This is a genomic window from Pirellulales bacterium, assembly GCA_035499655.1.
Taxonomy (GTDB): domain Bacteria; phylum Planctomycetota; class Planctomycetia; order Pirellulales; family JADZDJ01; genus DATJYL01.
This window is the reverse complement of sequence record DATJYL010000228.1, coordinates 1-14,062: the sequence shown is the minus strand read 5'-3', so window position 1 is coordinate 14,062 and position 14,062 is coordinate 1. Positions and strand designations below refer to the sequence as shown.

Annotated in this window: 19 protein-coding genes, 1 tRNA gene and 1 pseudogene; 10 read left to right on the top strand and 11 right to left on the bottom strand. The window is 54.7% G+C overall.

The window, feature by feature from the left end; translation table 11 throughout:
- The 6 genes from VMJ32_18015 to VMJ32_17990 form a co-directional block, all read left to right on the top strand.
- A partial coding sequence (locus VMJ32_18015) for a response regulator (protein HTQ40918.1) occupies positions 1–1,036 on the top strand: 1,036 nt, incomplete at its 5' end.
- Between the two features lie 100 nt (positions 1,037–1,136).
- On the top strand, positions 1,137–2,315 hold the full coding sequence (locus VMJ32_18010; GenBank protein HTQ40917.1) for a metallophosphoesterase: 1,179 nt from the start codon (positions 1,137–1,139) through the stop codon (positions 2,313–2,315).
- A gap of 432 nt (positions 2,316–2,747) precedes the next feature.
- Positions 2,748–4,379: a signal peptidase I gene (gene lepB / locus VMJ32_18005; GenBank protein HTQ40916.1), complete on the top strand. Its 1,632-nt coding sequence runs from the start codon at positions 2,748–2,750 to the stop codon at positions 4,377–4,379.
- Positions 4,380–4,460: 81 nt separating this feature from the next.
- Positions 4,461–5,198, top strand: coding sequence for an LPS export ABC transporter ATP-binding protein (gene lptB, locus VMJ32_18000; GenBank protein ID HTQ40915.1), 738 nt, complete (start codon positions 4,461–4,463; stop codon positions 5,196–5,198).
- Between the two features lie 82 nt (positions 5,199–5,280).
- Positions 5,281–5,685: a J domain-containing protein gene (locus tag VMJ32_17995; protein HTQ40914.1), complete on the top strand. Its 405-nt coding sequence runs from the start codon at positions 5,281–5,283 to the stop codon at positions 5,683–5,685.
- 363 nt (positions 5,686–6,048) lie between these two features.
- Positions 6,049–6,345: a hypothetical protein gene (locus tag VMJ32_17990; GenBank protein ID HTQ40913.1), complete on the top strand. Its 297-nt coding sequence runs from the start codon at positions 6,049–6,051 to the stop codon at positions 6,343–6,345.
- Positions 6,346–6,405: 60 nt separating this feature from the next.
- On the opposite strand, the gene VMJ32_17985 is transcribed toward VMJ32_17990, so the two are convergent.
- Positions 6,406–6,990 (bottom strand): hypothetical protein, encoded by a 585-nt coding sequence (locus VMJ32_17985; GenBank protein ID HTQ40912.1) that lies wholly within the window; start codon positions 6,988–6,990, stop codon positions 6,406–6,408.
- A gap of 291 nt (positions 6,991–7,281) precedes the next feature.
- On the opposite strand from VMJ32_17985, the gene VMJ32_17980 reads away from it, so the two are divergent.
- The 3 genes and pseudogenes from VMJ32_17980 to VMJ32_17970 all read left to right on the top strand — a co-directional run bounded on the left by VMJ32_17980 (position 7,282) and on the right by VMJ32_17970 (position 7,933).
- A complete protein-coding gene (locus tag VMJ32_17980; GenBank protein HTQ40911.1) occupies positions 7,282–7,542 on the top strand; it encodes a hypothetical protein in 261 nt (86 codons plus the stop codon).
- Positions 7,543–7,598: 56 nt separating this feature from the next.
- Positions 7,599–7,671, top strand: a tRNA-Lys gene (locus tag VMJ32_17975).
- A 25-nt stretch (positions 7,672–7,696) separates the two neighbouring features.
- A pseudogene (locus tag VMJ32_17970) lies at positions 7,697–7,933 on the top strand (transposase).
- A gap of 255 nt (positions 7,934–8,188) precedes the next feature.
- On the opposite strand, the gene VMJ32_17965 reads toward VMJ32_17970, so the two are convergent.
- Together VMJ32_17965 and VMJ32_17960 are read right to left on the bottom strand one after the other, a co-directional pair.
- On the bottom strand, positions 8,189–8,683 hold the full coding sequence (locus VMJ32_17965; protein ID HTQ40910.1) for a DUF2938 domain-containing protein: 495 nt from the start codon (positions 8,681–8,683) through the stop codon (positions 8,189–8,191).
- 95 nt (positions 8,684–8,778) lie between these two features.
- The gene (locus tag VMJ32_17960) at positions 8,779–9,387 is read right to left on the bottom strand and encodes a class I SAM-dependent methyltransferase (GenBank protein ID HTQ40909.1); all 609 of its coding nucleotides are present in this window, start codon (positions 9,385–9,387) and stop codon (positions 8,779–8,781) included.
- Between the two features lie 1,183 nt (positions 9,388–10,570).
- Between VMJ32_17960 and VMJ32_17955 the strand changes: the two genes are divergently transcribed.
- The gene (locus VMJ32_17955; GenBank protein HTQ40908.1) at positions 10,571–10,783 is read left to right on the top strand and encodes a hypothetical protein; all 213 of its coding nucleotides are present in this window, start codon (positions 10,571–10,573) and stop codon (positions 10,781–10,783) included.
- 88 nt (positions 10,784–10,871) lie between these two features.
- Here the strand turns inward: VMJ32_17955 and VMJ32_17950 are convergent, their stop codons facing one another.
- The 8 genes from VMJ32_17950 to VMJ32_17915 all read right to left on the bottom strand — a co-directional run.
- Positions 10,872–11,084 (bottom strand): hypothetical protein, encoded by a 213-nt coding sequence (locus VMJ32_17950; GenBank protein ID HTQ40907.1) that lies wholly within the window; start codon positions 11,082–11,084, stop codon positions 10,872–10,874.
- A 313-nt stretch (positions 11,085–11,397) separates the two neighbouring features.
- Positions 11,398–11,703, bottom strand: a complete 306-nt coding sequence (locus VMJ32_17945) for a hypothetical protein (GenBank protein HTQ40906.1) — start codon at positions 11,701–11,703, stop codon at positions 11,398–11,400.
- A gap of 21 nt (positions 11,704–11,724) precedes the next feature.
- Positions 11,725–11,955 carry a hypothetical protein gene (locus tag VMJ32_17940; protein HTQ40905.1) on the bottom strand — a complete coding sequence of 77 codons (231 nt, stop codon included), beginning with the start codon at positions 11,953–11,955 and terminating at the stop codon, positions 11,725–11,727.
- A 100-nt stretch (positions 11,956–12,055) separates the two neighbouring features.
- Positions 12,056–12,361, bottom strand: a complete 306-nt coding sequence (locus VMJ32_17935; GenBank protein ID HTQ40904.1) for an RNA-binding protein — start codon at positions 12,359–12,361, stop codon at positions 12,056–12,058.
- Positions 12,362–12,513: 152 nt separating this feature from the next.
- Positions 12,514–12,852: a hypothetical protein gene (locus tag VMJ32_17930; protein HTQ40903.1), complete on the bottom strand. Its 339-nt coding sequence runs from the start codon at positions 12,850–12,852 to the stop codon at positions 12,514–12,516.
- A 140-nt stretch (positions 12,853–12,992) separates the two neighbouring features.
- Positions 12,993–13,382, bottom strand: coding sequence for a BON domain-containing protein (locus VMJ32_17925; protein HTQ40902.1), 390 nt, complete (start codon positions 13,380–13,382; stop codon positions 12,993–12,995).
- A 200-nt stretch (positions 13,383–13,582) separates the two neighbouring features.
- Entirely contained in the window at positions 13,583–13,855 is a 273-nt protein-coding gene (locus VMJ32_17920; GenBank protein ID HTQ40901.1) for a hypothetical protein, read from the bottom strand.
- The coding region (locus VMJ32_17915; protein HTQ40900.1) for a hypothetical protein at positions 13,852–14,062 on the bottom strand (211 nt) is incomplete at its 5' end. The genes VMJ32_17920 and VMJ32_17915, both read right to left, overlap by 4 nt.

Genomic DNA, 14,062 nt, shown 5'->3' with positions numbered 1-14,062 from the left:
TTTGCTGCACTTTGACGTGGTGGAAATTCGCCTGCTCGATCAAAAAACAAATCGCCTGGAACCCCTGTTGGCCGTGGGCATGGAGCCGGAAGCGGAACAACGGGTGTTGTACGCCCTGCCGCAAAACAACGGCGTGACCGGTTACGTCGCCGCCAACGGAAAAAGTTATTTGTGCGACGATACGACCGAAGATCCCCTCTATTTACAAGGCTGTAAAGGAGGGCACAGCTCGTTGACGGTGCCGTTGATCTTGCACGACGAGGTCATCGGCACCTTCAACGTGGAAAGCCCAGAACCCCGCGCCTTTACCGAAAGCGACTTGCAGTTTTTGGAAATCTTCAGCCGCGACGTGGCCGCCGCCCTGAACACCCTGGAACTGCTTGCTACGCAAAAAGTAAATGCCGCCCAGGAAAGCGTGGAGGCCATCCACGGCGCCGTCGCCTTGCCCGTGGACGAAATTCTCAACGACGCGGTCAACGTCATGCAGCGTTACATTGGCCACGATGCGGACGTCGTGGAGCGTTTGCAACGCATTCTTCGCCATGCCCGCGACATCAAGCAAGTCATTCAAAAGGTCGGCCAATCGATGGCCCCCGCCGAGGCGCTCCCTCCCGGCAAGCAAATCGAAAAACGCCCCGGTCTGAAAAACCGAAGGATTCTCGTGGTCGATGCCGACGAAGCGGTCCGCAGCGCCGCCCACAACCTTTTGGAGCGCTACGGCTGCGTGGTCGAAACCGCCCACGATGGCGGCGAAGCCGTCTGCATGATCCGCAATATGCTCCGCGACGATGCCTACGACGTCATCATCGCCGACATCCGCTTGCCCGACATGAACGGTTACGAACTGCTCTTGCGGCTGCAAGAAATTCTCGATCCCGTCCCGCTGGTATTGATGACCGGCTTCGGTTACGATCCGGGGCATTCCATCGTGAAAGCGCGTCAGGCCGGCATCGAATTGGTGCTATACAAGCCATTCCGCCTGGATCAGTTGCTCGATACCGTCCAAAAAGCGGTCGCCAAGAGCGAACTCGTCTAACGCTAGGACCACAACGCGCTTGCGCCAGGGCTGAAAGCTTGCCGTTCCTCGCGCCTTTGATCCAGTTGCCCCGACTGACTTCACTTCGCCGCAGAGTCTCATGCCCGTCGTCACCATCGTGCTGACTCTGCTTGCCCTGCTGGGACATGCCGCGCTGTGGGTCGGCTTTGTAAACCGCGCCCACGCCGTAGGCTTCTCAAGAGTTATCACCAAGCTCCTCTCCGGCTGCGGACACATGCTGCTGATGTTGACGCCCCTGTTGGCCCTGGGCCTGTGGCTCAGTTCTGGAGAATCGCTGGATGCATGGCTCTCGCAGTCGGCGCATGCGCAGCTATTATGGCTGTATCTCATCCCCTGCTGGATTCTGGCGCTGGCCATCGTGGTGTTATGGGTCCAACGCCATTGGGTCACCACCCCCTTGGCAGTCGTCCTCGAACAGCGCACCAGGCTTGTCGATGTGGCCGCCCTGCTGGGGAAAAAACCGCTGGCCGGCGGGCGTGCCCGGCTGCTTGCTCACGTGCCCGGAAACCAGGTGCTGCAACTGGCCGTCGACGAAAAGCAGTTCGTCTTGGAGCGTTTACCCTCTCAGCTCGAAGGCTTTTCGATTACCCACCTCACCGATTTGCACATCACCGGCCGAATCGGCGTCGAATTCTTTCAGGAAGTCGTCCAGCAAGCCAACGCCCTACGGTCAGATATGATTGTTCTCACCGGTGACATCCTCGACAAAATAGAATTGCTCGGTTGGATTCCCCAAACCCTGGCCCCTTTGTCGGCCCCGTTGGGAACCTATTTTGTTTTGGGAAATCACGACGAATACACTGGCGCCGCGCCGCGCATTCGCCAAGCCTTAACCGGCGTGGGTTTTACCGACATCGGCAACCAATGGCGCCGCTTGGACGTGGCCGGGGCCGAAGTCATCCTGGCGGGGAATGAAGCGCCGTGGTTTCGCCCGCCGCCGGACATGCAGCGCTGTCCGCCACGCTCCTCCGATCGACCACAACTGCGGCTGCTGCTGGCGCACTCTCCCGATCAATGGCCTTGGGCCCGCCGCTGCGATTTCGACCTGATGCTGGCCGGCCACACGCACGGCGGTCAAATTCGCTTGCCGCTGATCGGTCCGATTTTCGCCCCCAGCATGCACGGCGTGAAATATGCCAGTGGAACTTTTTACGCTAACCCCACGCTCATGCACGTCAGCCGCGGCATCTCCGCTGAGCTGCCGCTGCGAATTAACTGCCGCCCGGAACTCACAAAAATTGTGCTCCAGAGCAAATAACTCTTGTCCCTAGGAAGAGGGCCGGTGTCCGCAGGTGACTCGCTGTGACGAGGTGAGGGCACCGGAAATCACCGAAAAATACTCATCCCAACGCCATCTGCGGAGAGAGCGAAGTTTTAAACAGCTTCCCAAAAATTGGCCACCTTTTTTACAGGAAAATATGGGACCCCCTCCGGCGCAAACAAAACAAGCCCGACTTCCGCCGTTTTTCCTGGTATTTTGTTCTTCATCCCAGGTCTTTTTTCGCCTTTTGACGTGCTATCACCGTTTCAAGTTCCGGCAGCCGCGGCAATTAGCTATATTTTGGCCTGTCAAACGAATACGATAGTGCCGAATCCAATGTGGCCCCCTTCGCTCGCTCCCAAAGCCCAGGGATATCAATATCTTGGGCCTAGCGAGGCACCGCACCGAAAACATTGAGAAGCACTTCCCATGAGTAAAAAAACCGATTCCGCCAAAACAGCCGGCGAAAAACACGCTGCTCCCCAGGATCCCACGGCCTGGGTCCGCACTTTTCGCGAAACCGTCGAGTCGGTCGCCATCGCCTTCATTCTGGCCTTCATGTTCCGCACCTTCGAGGCCGAAGCGTTCGTCATTCCCACCGGTTCCATGGCCCCCACTTTGCAAGGCCGCCACAAAGATATTGTTTGTCCTGAGTGTGGCTATGTATATCGTGTAGGTGCCAGCGAAGAAGTCGATCGCGAAACCAGCGTTCCCAAAGCAAGCTGCCGCATGAAGACCGTCACCTGCCCCATGTGCCGCTACACCATGGATGTTGACAATCCACAAGACCCCGAGGAATATCCCTCCTACAATGGCGATCGAATTATCGTCAATAAATTCGCCTACGATCTTGCCGATCCGCAACGCTGGGACGTAGTGGTATTTAAGTATCCTGAGGATGCCAAAGAAAACTACATAAAGCGACTGATTGGACTGCCCGGCGAGCGCATTTGGCTCCACAACGGCGACGTCTACACCGCACCCTTGGGTTCCGAGAATTTTCAAATCGCCCGCAAACCGCCGGAAAAGCTCGCGGCCATCATGCAGCCGGTGTACGACAACGATAATGTCATCCCCAAGCTCATTCAGGCCGGCCTGCCACCACGCTGGCAACCCTGGGCCGCCCCGGCCAGCGCCAGCCCCTGGAAAACCAGCGCCGACTTTAAGTCGTTCCAAACCGAGGGCGCCTCGCAACCAGCCTGGTTGCGCTATCAAAACATTTTGCCCGACGACAATCTCTGGGACGATGTCAAAGCAGGCCGCCCGTTTCATGCGCCGTCGCCAAGTTTGATCAAGGACTTCTACGCCTACAACGACGGTGACTTTCCCGATAATTGCGACTCGCCGCCGCCCGCTGAAGTGTGGGTCGGCGACTTGGCCTTGGAATGTACGCTCACGGTGAAGAATACAAACGGCGGCGTCATTCTGGAATTAGTCAAGGGAGGACGCCAATTCCGCTGCCACATTGATCTGGCCTCCGGCCTGGCCAAGCTTTCGATTTCTGGAAAGCCCGACTTCGCGCCCACCGCGGCCACGGCAATTCGTGCCCCCGGCACTTATCAAGTTCGCTTCTCCAATGTTGACGAGCAGTTGCTGCTGTGGATCAACGACATGCTCGTCGATTTCAACGCGCCGACAAGCTATGCGCCGCTGAACAACACCGAAGCCGTCGTGACCGCGCCCGTGCCGGGCTCCGAAGAAGCCACCGATTTGTCCCCCGTCGGAATCGCCGCGGAGCCCGGCGCGGTCCTCGATGTCAGCCATCTCAAAATCCGCCGCGACGTGTATTATTTGTCGCGCGAAGACAACGTGTATCCGGGGAACCGCCTCCGTTCGTCCATCGACTTGCAAGCCGACCAATTTTTTATGCTGGGGGACAACAGCCCCAAAAGCAGCGACGGCCGCTTCTGGCGATCTCAAAATTATGTCGACCGCCAATTGCTGATTGGAAAAGCGCTATTTGTCTACTGGCCGCACTCGTTCAACTACCTGGAAATTGGAGACAAAAAAATACCCTTCCCCTTCTGGCCAAATTTCAGCCGCATGAGGTTTGTCCATTGAACATTGCCGGCGGCGGGCTGCAGGCAACAGGCAGCCCTAACCACGGTTTGCCTGCTGCTCGAGATGAAAAGGATTTCTGCAATGTCGCTTCTGGAAGTCACCGGCCTGGTAAAAACCTACGGCTCGCGCCGCGTGGTAGACGGCGTCGATTTCCAGGTTGACGCCGGCGAAATCGTCGGCTTGTTAGGACCAAACGGGGCAGGCAAAACCACCAGCTTCCGCATGACCTGCGGCATCATCGAGCCCGACGCAGGCAAAGTCATCCTCGGCGAGCAAGACGTCACCAACTGGCCCATGTTTATGCGCGCCCGACAAGGCGGCATGGGCTATTTGGCTCAAGAACAAAGTGTGTTCCGCAAGTTGTCGGTCGAAAATAACTTGCTGGCGGTGATGGAAATGCTGGGAATGGACCGCCGGGCGCGCAAAAAGCTCTGCGCCGGCCTACTGGAACAGTTCGATATCAAGCACATTCGCAAATCGAAGGCGATGTTCATTTCCGGCGGTGAAAAGCGGCGTCTGGAAATTGCGCGGTGCTTGATTTCCAAACCCAAAATCATTCTCCTGGACGAGCCATTTACGGGCATCGACCCGGTGACGATCAACAGCATTCAAAAAATCATTCGCCGCCTGCGCGAGGAAGGCATTGCCATTTTGATAACCGACCACCGCGAGCGCGAAACATTGGCCATTACCGACCGCAGTTACGTCATTCGCAGCGGGAAAGTGCTGTGCGAAGGCACAGCCGAGGAAGTGCTCAACCATCCGGACGCCAAAAAATACTATTTCGGCGAGGGACCATCGCTGGGCGCCGTGGCCTGATTTTTTCCTGGAATTAAACGGATTGAGACAGTACACTCAGGTGAAACTTCAAAACTTTGCCCGGTTCAAACATTTTTGATCGATGTCCTTCGCCGCTCATCATCATTGGCCCGATGCCCTGGATTTGGCGACCACTTGCCTGCTGCTGGGCGGGATTCTGGCCCTCACGCTTTCCGGGCATGTGCTTTTTGTGCTAGATGTGCGAGCCTGGTTGCGTACCTTTCGACGGGCATTGATCGTCGTGACCGATCATCTACCGAATTTTCCCCGCTGGGTACGTTTGCAAACGCCCCGCTGCTTGGCGGCGATGGGGTTGAAACTCCCCTGCAATGAAGAGCAGCTCATGCGCACCTATCGACAGAAAGTGAAGCAATTGCATCCCGACTGCGGCGGAGACCGCAAGCGATTCATGCGCCTGCAAGCCAATTTCGAAGAAGCCCTGCAATTCATACGCAATCAGGTACGCGACGGTAAGTTGAGGTGCTAATGTGGTTATGGCTGCCATCGCCATTTACCTTATCCGGAACCTCATACCGCACATATCGAATTTGCTGCCTGTAACGGTGCGCGAGTGGTTTGGCTCACAAGATGATGGTTCGGCCAGCATGACAATCGGGGATATAGCATTCCGCTTGTGTCGCACAAGCGCAGCGTAACGGCGTCTGAAAAATGGTGTGTACCGCACGTGCTAGCATCCGATACATTCGCATGCCACGGCGATCAAACGTCGTGAACTGCCTTTTGGGTCAAGGATGGCCTGTCCCTGACAGCCACCGACACCGCCGGCCAAGGTCATTGGGCCGCGGAACGTCGCAATATCCAAGACACCAACAAGAACAGGTTCCCGACGATGGCCAAAGACACGTTTCGTGTAGTGACCCGTGGTCCGGACGGCAAAATCCGCATGCGCGACTACGATGCCCCGGATACTCTTCTGCGCATGCACACTCAAATCGGCGTCGACGATTGCAGCACAGATTTAGACCTACGAGGCCTGCCGGTGTTTCGCGGCCTGATTGGCCCCATGCCGGAAGGCAAAAACGTCATTCGTTACGAATCGCCCGAGGTTTTCGAAACGCTGACCAAGGAATGGAGCGCGGTAAAATCGGGCCGTCGCCGCCGCCGAGCCAATGCGGACGAATGTTAAGCTCTTGCCGCTCAAAGTTCGATGCGGCGCCGAGTTGAGGTGACGAGACCGGTCGCTCCGTTAGCGACGATCGACGAAGGCGTTGCCTTGCTTCGGCGGATCTTGTTGCAGCGTGGCAACGCCGCCGATTTGCGAGCCGCCAGTTGACACTGTTCGATTAGCAAACGGATCAGCACTGTTCGACCCGGTCAACGCAATACGTGTAATGTGCTCTTCGTCAACCAATTGCTGAGTGGTCACAGGCACTTGCGCTACATGCTGCTCTGGAATGAAATCGTGCCGCGTAAGAGGAATCTGCGTTTCTTCAACGCGTGCATCCAAACGAGTATGGGGCACGTAATGATAGGCCACCGTGGGTTGGGCAAACGGATTCCAACGGTTCGCCAAGTAAGGCTCCCACGTGTATTCCGTTACCGGCGTGTACACCGTGCGGTATGAAGGCTGATATTCGGTACTCAGCCGTTCCGAATACACGGTGTACGGTCGCTGTTCGATGTGCGTTTCCGAAACCGGGCGCTTGTAGACCTGCCGCGTTACCTGGTACTGCACGCCGGTTTGCGGATCGGTTTCGATTTGCTGCGCCCAGGCAACCTGCCCTAGCGCCAGCGTGGCAAACAATGCACCGAGAATGTTCCGGTGGATCATTCCTTCGGTCCTCCGGTTAGAGGGTCTGAGAGCTACTCGATTACGGCCTGCAGCGAAATTCGCTGCCCTTGGCCATTGGCACAATCGACCGCTCTTTTATTCAGCCCTGAAGCCCCTTACATCATATCTGCATCGGCACTGGCGCTGCATGCACTTTAGACCGTTCCGCTCGACCATGGGGCGATAAGTATGACAGATTTAGAGTCAGTCCTTGTCCGAGGGCTGTTTGTTTGCTTTCGGCTCCTTTATACTCACTTTTTTGTGCCAAATTTAGCTGGAAATGAGATAATCATGCTCCACGCCGAGTTGCTAGCAATCCTCCGCTGCCCTGATGATCACAGCAAACTGTCCGCGGCCAGCACAGGTTTGGTTGTACGATTGAACGAAGCCATCGCCGCGGGCCAGTTGAAAAATCGTGGCGGACAGCAGGTCGAAAGGCAGCTCGACGGAGCGCTGATTCGAGCCGATGGCCAGCTTCTTTACCCGATCATCGATCAAATTCCGGTCTTGTTAGTCGACGAAGCAATTTGGACCAAAGAAATTGGAATTTGAATGGCGACTATTCGACACTTGCGAACAAGCTCAACTTTTTTTACTGTACGCAGTTCGCCCCCTTAGCTCAATTGGCAGAGCAATTGACTCTTAATCAATGGGTTGTAGGTTCGAGTCCTACAGGGGGCACTTTTGTCAGGGGCAGTGGCTGACTCGGGTGGGCGGGCAAACGTTGTTCATCGAACCGGGCAGTCCCTGGGAAAATGGTTATATTGAATCGTTCAACGGAAAGTTCCGTGAAGAGTGTTTGAATCAGCAATGGTTCTTGTCACTGGACGATGCCCAGGAAGTCATCGCCGCGTGGCGAGAAGATTACAACCGGCACCGGCCCCACAGTGCGCTGGGGCAACGGACGCCGGAGGAGTTTGCGATTTTTTCAGCGGGGGGCTAGCCCCCGCTGAAACCCTGTTTTTCTAGCATTCCAACTGGACCAAAGTTGGGAAGCAAGTCAGACGACTCAACTCTTGTCCCCACCATAAGAGAGCCCTTCGACGTGCTGGCCGAAGGGCGTTCTGTCCAGTTAAGTCCGGGCGACTGGATGGCTATTGAACTTTTTTTGAGATACCTAAAAAGTTGGCCGGAATCAATTAGGGCTTTAATATTAAGCGATTCTGTTCTTGCAGATATGGCCCCGAAATGCCGCTCGCTAGTGAGCCAGGAAGTGACTGAGAAGCCAAGCTGATGCATAGAGGCCCATTCCAAAAACCGCGTGGGTCATCAAACTCTTCACTCGGGCCTGTATGGGCTTGGGCGTCTTCGAAGCAGCGACTCCCAGCCCGAGCGCGGGCTGCATGACGAAGTAGGGCAGCAGGACAGTCACGATCCCAAATGCAAGAGCGGGAATCGGGGTCGGGTTTTCGAGCCAGCTTGCCGAGAAAAGGAGCACAAACACGAGGGCAAGCGTGACTCCAATAGTGTAGAGTGCGACCCAGCCAATCACACATTCATGCGGTTTGGCTTGCGCAGCACCGATGCTGGCATGCACGAACGTGCCTGAAGGCATATGGAGGAACCAGCGACCGAGCAAACAATAGTCCAGAGAAGGGATTCCGAAACCGCGATTGAGCAACATTGCCCAAAGGTCGACGCACATGGTCGCCCCAATTCCGATGGCAATCGCTGAGAGGATAATCTGAGTCATACGCGAAACTAGCAGGCTCGGATGCAGTCGTCAATTTTTCTTCAAATCAGCATAGCTAACAGAATCGTGGTTTCGGAAGAACATTCGCCCGACGATCATATTCTCCGCGCGATCACAAACCATGCCTTTGGTCCGCCGATTTCGGGATCAAAACCGGGCGAATCGGGACGGACCTCGTATTCGGATGGCTCAACGGACTCAATCATCCATCCTTGCGCAAAGGCGTCATCAATTTCTTGCCGACTTACTCGTCTGGGTCCTTGGTCGCCCGGCTCGGCGTCCGAGAAGCAAAGCAGGAACAACCGACCACCCGGCTTCAGGACCGATGCCAACCCCGCGATATATCGTCGCCGGTCGTCATCTGAGAAAACGTGAAACAATCCGCTGTCGATCACGGTGTCGAAAACCTCGGACAGTTGCTCCAGTACCAAGGCATTCATATTGAAGAACGAGGCGGCTAATCCTCGCTCCGATGCTTTCCGTTTGGCCTGCTCGATAGGCTCGGCAAGGAAGTCGATGCCCGTAACTTTGTGTCCGAGGCTGGCGAAATGCAGAGCGATCTCCCCTGTGCCACACCCGGAATCGAGAATCGAACCTGTGATTTGGTCCGCAGCGTTCAGGAACGCCCTTTGCGGTCTGCCGATTTCCCACCGAGGTTGACCCGCGTAAATATTCTCGAAACTGCTGCGGTCGTGGACAGGCATTGGGGTCTTCCTCTTTGGATCGGCGCACATGTGACTGTCTGGGTATCTTATCCCGAGGAGCCGACAACTCACCACGGGGTTGATAGCCGTTGCGCCGCGCGAAAAACTCGAAAGAAGCGAAGAAATGAGGTTGAATGCCGTCCGTGTGATACTTGGCCGGCATTTCCTTCAACGCGCGCGTCGAGCGGTATCAATGCTTCGGCATAGTCACCGAGACTGACGACTGGATTTGAACTCGGTAACTATTTGCTGGCCAACGAGTTCAAACAATTCAACATGCAAGGGCGTCGAAATCGACCGGCTGTTTGAAACAAATCCCGGACCGCAATCGCAGTTACAAACCGTTGGTACAGAATGAGAAATGGCTCTCAGCAACTAAGTTCGACGAACCCATTCTAACTCAAGTCGGGGCGACTGGACGGCTATTGAACTATTTATCGCCGCTCTAACTGATTGGCGTGAATCGGTACGGCGGTTGCTATAGCCGGGGAGCCACGACGATCGGGGGGGAATCGACCATTTGGTCTAACAGGACGGTCAAATGAGAGAAGATCGCCAGTTCAGTGACATTCTACACGATCAGGTGATGCGAAGCTACGAAGTGACCACGTTCGTTGGCAATCGGATAACCATTTCACTGTATTTGCCACTTTTGGCCTGTGTACCTGTAAAGAGTTGTTGGAGACGATCTTGAAGTCCAGATTGAATTATGAGATGTGACTATGGCCAAAAACAGATCAACTGCGGAAAGACGAATCAAAGCCTTGGCTCAATTTTAAAGCTGCTCTGGAAATGCTCAACTAAAGTCGAGCCGAATTGACCAGTGCTCATACAAAATTCCGGCGCGCTGAAGAACTTATCCGAAAAAGTACCGGTGAAATTCGATCGACATGGACAATCGGTCGGTCAGCCAGAATAACCAAGAAAAAGTAACTTTTATGAGCAGCTCACTGCCCGAAAAACTTCCGGTCTGGGGTAGTTGTGTAACAGGTAGTTAGAGCCACAATCGATCCGCGCTCGACATCACAGAGAACTGCAATGGGATTTGCTGTAAGCGATGACAATCCGACCGAGTTGCAAAGAATTATTCTCGATTTCGGTCGAAACTGCATCGGACTGACACCGGATTTCTGGTAAGCTGCCTGATGAAGCAACATACAGAATCGAGATCAAGATGCAGGCCATGAAGTTTAACGATAATTGGGTGATCGTTGAGGGTGCCCATGAAACCGATAGCGATGTGGATATCGCCGGAGGTGAGTTTTCGGTAGCCGAGACGAGTCCCGACTGGTTTTGGACTGGCAGACGTTGGTCGTCGCAAAGTGCGCGTAGCAAACTGTTTGCCAACAAGCGCGATGCACAAACCGAGATGAAAAAAATCCGCACCGGGGAGTAGCAAACCATCGCAGGCGCGGCCCAGTAAAAAGTCGCCTGCAGTGATCGGATAACCTACTGCCTGACTACAATCACGGATTACGTCGCGCTTAGGTATGCCACTCGTATTCGCCTTCATGCCCAGCCGCAACACCGAATGTGAGCCGATCGGCAATTTTCTTGGCGATATTTTTGGGCACACAATTCTTTGGACGGCACTGATAACGGCGCGATTCGGTTTGAGGCTGTTCAGCGAGGGCAAGGCCTCGAAAACGCACCGTACCTACTTCGACACCGTTTCGACTGACATCAACTTGATGCATAAGATTTTCTCCTAAAAAGGCGTCGGAAACTTTGGCGATCCCGACAGGTGCTTGGCTCAGGTAGCCTGAAGCGTACTCGCTAATCTTGGATAGTTCGCGCGGACGTATTCGTCAGCGTCTTCAAGTGAATCAAATACAACAGCCTCGGTCGTGTTCGGTGACCAGCTAAAACCGGTCCATACCTGGTATGGTTCATTTACGCGACGAGGCGCGCGCCTGCTTGTGGCTCTGGGATTGGCATGATCCGAACTAATGACAAACCGTTCATCTTGTTTTCGGGTTAAAATGCCCATTGCACGTCGTGGGAGGTGTATTAGTTTGACGGGATGGGGTGGCGAATTTCATATCTCGTCCTGCCATTTACCTTCTGGGGCAACTCCTTCACCATGCATTCTCCAAAACGACACTGGGCGATCGTTAAACCGTAAGGAATCCATGCGCCGGCGACAAATTCGAACGTGCTCCTGTCGCCATCTTCTAGAAGCACCAATGCCTTTCCATATTGGATCGGCGGCTTCGGCACGTAAGGCGCTGGCGCCTCGCGGGGAATATTCTGACGCACTGCCGGAGTAGGGGATCTGCCCGATTTGCGATGGTGGAACCGATGTTTTTGCGCCATGTTTGCTCTGCTTCTTCGCTGCTAAGTATTTTCGCTTGAAATCAGCTCCCAGAACTGAGCGTAACCGCCGACTTTGCGGATCGCGGTGATTAAATGATCTCTGGTCCCTTCGGCAATTCTCCGGCCATGTTGAACTGAAATGGTGTTTTCGTTGGCAACAACCAGCAAATCGGCGAGGGCCTCCTGGCGCCCGAACTTCTCCACAATAGCTGTCTTTACTGCCGTCGCACCGTAATCGATATCGCGCAACATCGCGATGGTCTCCTTCCTTTAAGATCCCGTATGTGCGCAGCCAGCAATCGCTCGACACTCACGACCGGCTGAATACTGGCTGCGCATCGGTCAAATCAAATTAACGTCGATAACCGCCGCTGCGTCCGCTCCCGCCACCGTAACCGCCGGAACGGGGTTCGCGAGGCTTGGCTTCGTTGACGGTTAAGGGCCGCCCGCCTTGCTGGCTTTCGTTCAGCCCTCGAATTGCTTCTTGCGCCGCATTGTCGTCGCCCATTTCGACAAATCCGAAGCCTTTGCTTCGTCCGGTATCGCGGTCTTGAATGACCTCGGCACTCTTAACCGAGCCATACGCCGCAAACATGGTTTCCAGGCTTGCGTTGTCGACATCGTAACTCAAATTACCCACATATAACTTCTTAACCACAATAGAACTCCCGACTGCTAAAATTTGCTGCCCGACAAAGCTTTCCGGGCCGCTCGAAAGGGATCAGCGTGTTGATCCGCCCAGGTAGGAAAACGAGAGAGGCGGCAGCAGAGGGTTCTTCGGTGGGAACCGAGAGCGGCAGATTCGTGTCGTCAGACCGACCGCATGTAGTATAGCTTGTACCCTGGGGAAAGATAGACCAAGTTCCCGCTAACTTTCACAAGAAAGGTTGTATATTGCTGACATTTTGAGTGGTTTATTCGTGCGATTGTTTTTTTGAGCGTATTGTACAGTGAGCTGTCCCACAACAGCGCCCAAAACAACGACCACAACAGCGTGAGTCTGTCGCAGAACTCGCATTGAAACGGACAACCCCGCGAGTATTGCAGCGCGCCCGATGCATACCGATCGACCTTGAGCAGGTCAAAACGTGGCGCCGGCACCGTCGTCATATCTGTTGGAGAACCGAACTCGTCTACAGCCGCGAGCATTAAATTTCCCTCTCTCTTCGGGAGAGGGGCTAGGGTGAGGGTGCCAGGCTCTTCCCGCTTAGCCGCGGCGGCATCTACGACGACCGTTTTTTCACCCAGATCTAACGATCAGGTTCGTGAACGACCAGATCATCACATCGTCATTTTGCAGCAGAAACGTCCGGAGGAGAAACTTCTTTCGGTTGCTCGACAAGCAGAATCGGATCAGCTTTTTCGGCAATCGGAATCAACTCAACTTGTCCGACAGTCGGTATTTGCCGAACTGGCTTCACGACCGGTTTTGGCGGCGGCGAGGAATACTTCTTCGCGGGAATGAGTTGCATTTGGTCAATCACTTGTCGAATGCCGGCGACCCTGCTCGCCGCATTCATAATCGGCGTGCGCTGTGCGGCATATTGCAATTTGCCAGTCAGCGTCACCACTCCGCGGTTTACCACTGCGGTAACGCGCGAACCGGTCCCCGTGCGTCCCAAGCGAGAATTAACGGTTCTCGACAATTCCGAGTCCGAAACTTCTTTTTTGCCGAACATAGTATCTCCCCAATGGAAAGAGGTGGACGTCGTGGGAGAAAACCACGACGATTGGAGAGGAATCGACCATTTGGCCGACAGCACGGTCAGTGAGAGAAGATCGCCAGTCCGCTCCTATCCTACCTGGGCAGACCACACAAAGCGAGGCCACCATCAGCAAACGGATTGTTACACGGGGCTCACTAGGGCTGTGTTCCAGGCTACCCCATCGCCTGCTTCAACTCCTCTGCATCCACAACCGTCAGGATTTCCTCGGGCGCATCGTCGAACACGAACTGCATGTCCTGCCCTTCAACGGGATTCGCGTGCCTGCCAAATTCATCCCGCAATTCCTTGAGGGCATTTCGTTCGACCCTCGCCTCGTACATATCCTCATTTTCCCGGAAAGTGGAAATTACATACAGTTTGAACACCTCATCATCGGAATTACGAACTCGGAATGATCCGGTTTCTTCCTGCCACTGCTTAGTCATGCTTCGCCTCCTAGATTAACGGCACTGTTAATTATAGCTTCTTCAAGCATGGTTCCGGAGAGGCGGCGGTCCGCACATGTATGGTGACTGACCTGCTCCCCGATTCTTGGTCCAGACGGAATGCGAGGTTTTTTGTAACTTTGCATTTTGGAAAGGAGAACCTGGACCATGAAGGGAAAGCGATTTACGGAAGAGCAAATTGCATTA

Bases quoted from the DNA above. Each gene is read 5' to 3' on its own strand.
- VMJ32_17950 (HTQ40907.1), bottom strand. From the start codon at position 11,084: ATGCATCAAGTTGATGTCAGTCGAAACGGTGTCGAAGTAGGTACGGTG.
- lptB (HTQ40915.1), top strand. From the start codon at position 4,461: ATGTCGCTTCTGGAAGTCACCGGCCTGGTAAAAACCTACGGCTCGCGC.
- VMJ32_17930 (HTQ40903.1), bottom strand. From the start codon at position 12,852: ATGCTCGCGGCTGTAGACGAGTTCGGTTCTCCAACAGATATGACGACG.
- lepB (HTQ40916.1), top strand. From the start codon at position 2,748: ATGAGTAAAAAAACCGATTCCGCCAAAACAGCCGGCGAAAAACACGCT.
- VMJ32_17920 (HTQ40901.1), bottom strand. From the start codon at position 13,855: ATGACTAAGCAGTGGCAGGAAGAAACCGGATCATTCCGAGTTCGTAAT.
- VMJ32_17995 (HTQ40914.1), top strand. From the start codon at position 5,281: ATGTCCTTCGCCGCTCATCATCATTGGCCCGATGCCCTGGATTTGGCG.
- VMJ32_17980 (HTQ40911.1), top strand. From the start codon at position 7,282: ATGCTCCACGCCGAGTTGCTAGCAATCCTCCGCTGCCCTGATGATCAC.
- VMJ32_18010 (HTQ40917.1), top strand. From the start codon at position 1,137: ATGCCCGTCGTCACCATCGTGCTGACTCTGCTTGCCCTGCTGGGACAT.
- VMJ32_17940 (HTQ40905.1), bottom strand. From the start codon at position 11,955: ATGTTGCGCGATATCGATTACGGTGCGACGGCAGTAAAGACAGCTATT.
- VMJ32_17985 (HTQ40912.1), bottom strand. From the start codon at position 6,990: ATGATCCACCGGAACATTCTCGGTGCATTGTTTGCCACGCTGGCGCTA.
- VMJ32_17945 (HTQ40906.1), bottom strand. From the start codon at position 11,703: ATGGCGCAAAAACATCGGTTCCACCATCGCAAATCGGGCAGATCCCCT.
- VMJ32_17955 (HTQ40908.1), top strand. From the start codon at position 10,571: ATGAAGTTTAACGATAATTGGGTGATCGTTGAGGGTGCCCATGAAACC.
- VMJ32_17925 (HTQ40902.1), bottom strand. From the start codon at position 13,382: ATGTTCGGCAAAAAAGAAGTTTCGGACTCGGAATTGTCGAGAACCGTT.
- VMJ32_17990 (HTQ40913.1), top strand. From the start codon at position 6,049: ATGGCCAAAGACACGTTTCGTGTAGTGACCCGTGGTCCGGACGGCAAA.
- VMJ32_17965 (HTQ40910.1), bottom strand. From the start codon at position 8,683: ATGACTCAGATTATCCTCTCAGCGATTGCCATCGGAATTGGGGCGACC.
- VMJ32_17960 (HTQ40909.1), bottom strand. From the start codon at position 9,387: ATGCCTGTCCACGACCGCAGCAGTTTCGAGAATATTTACGCGGGTCAA.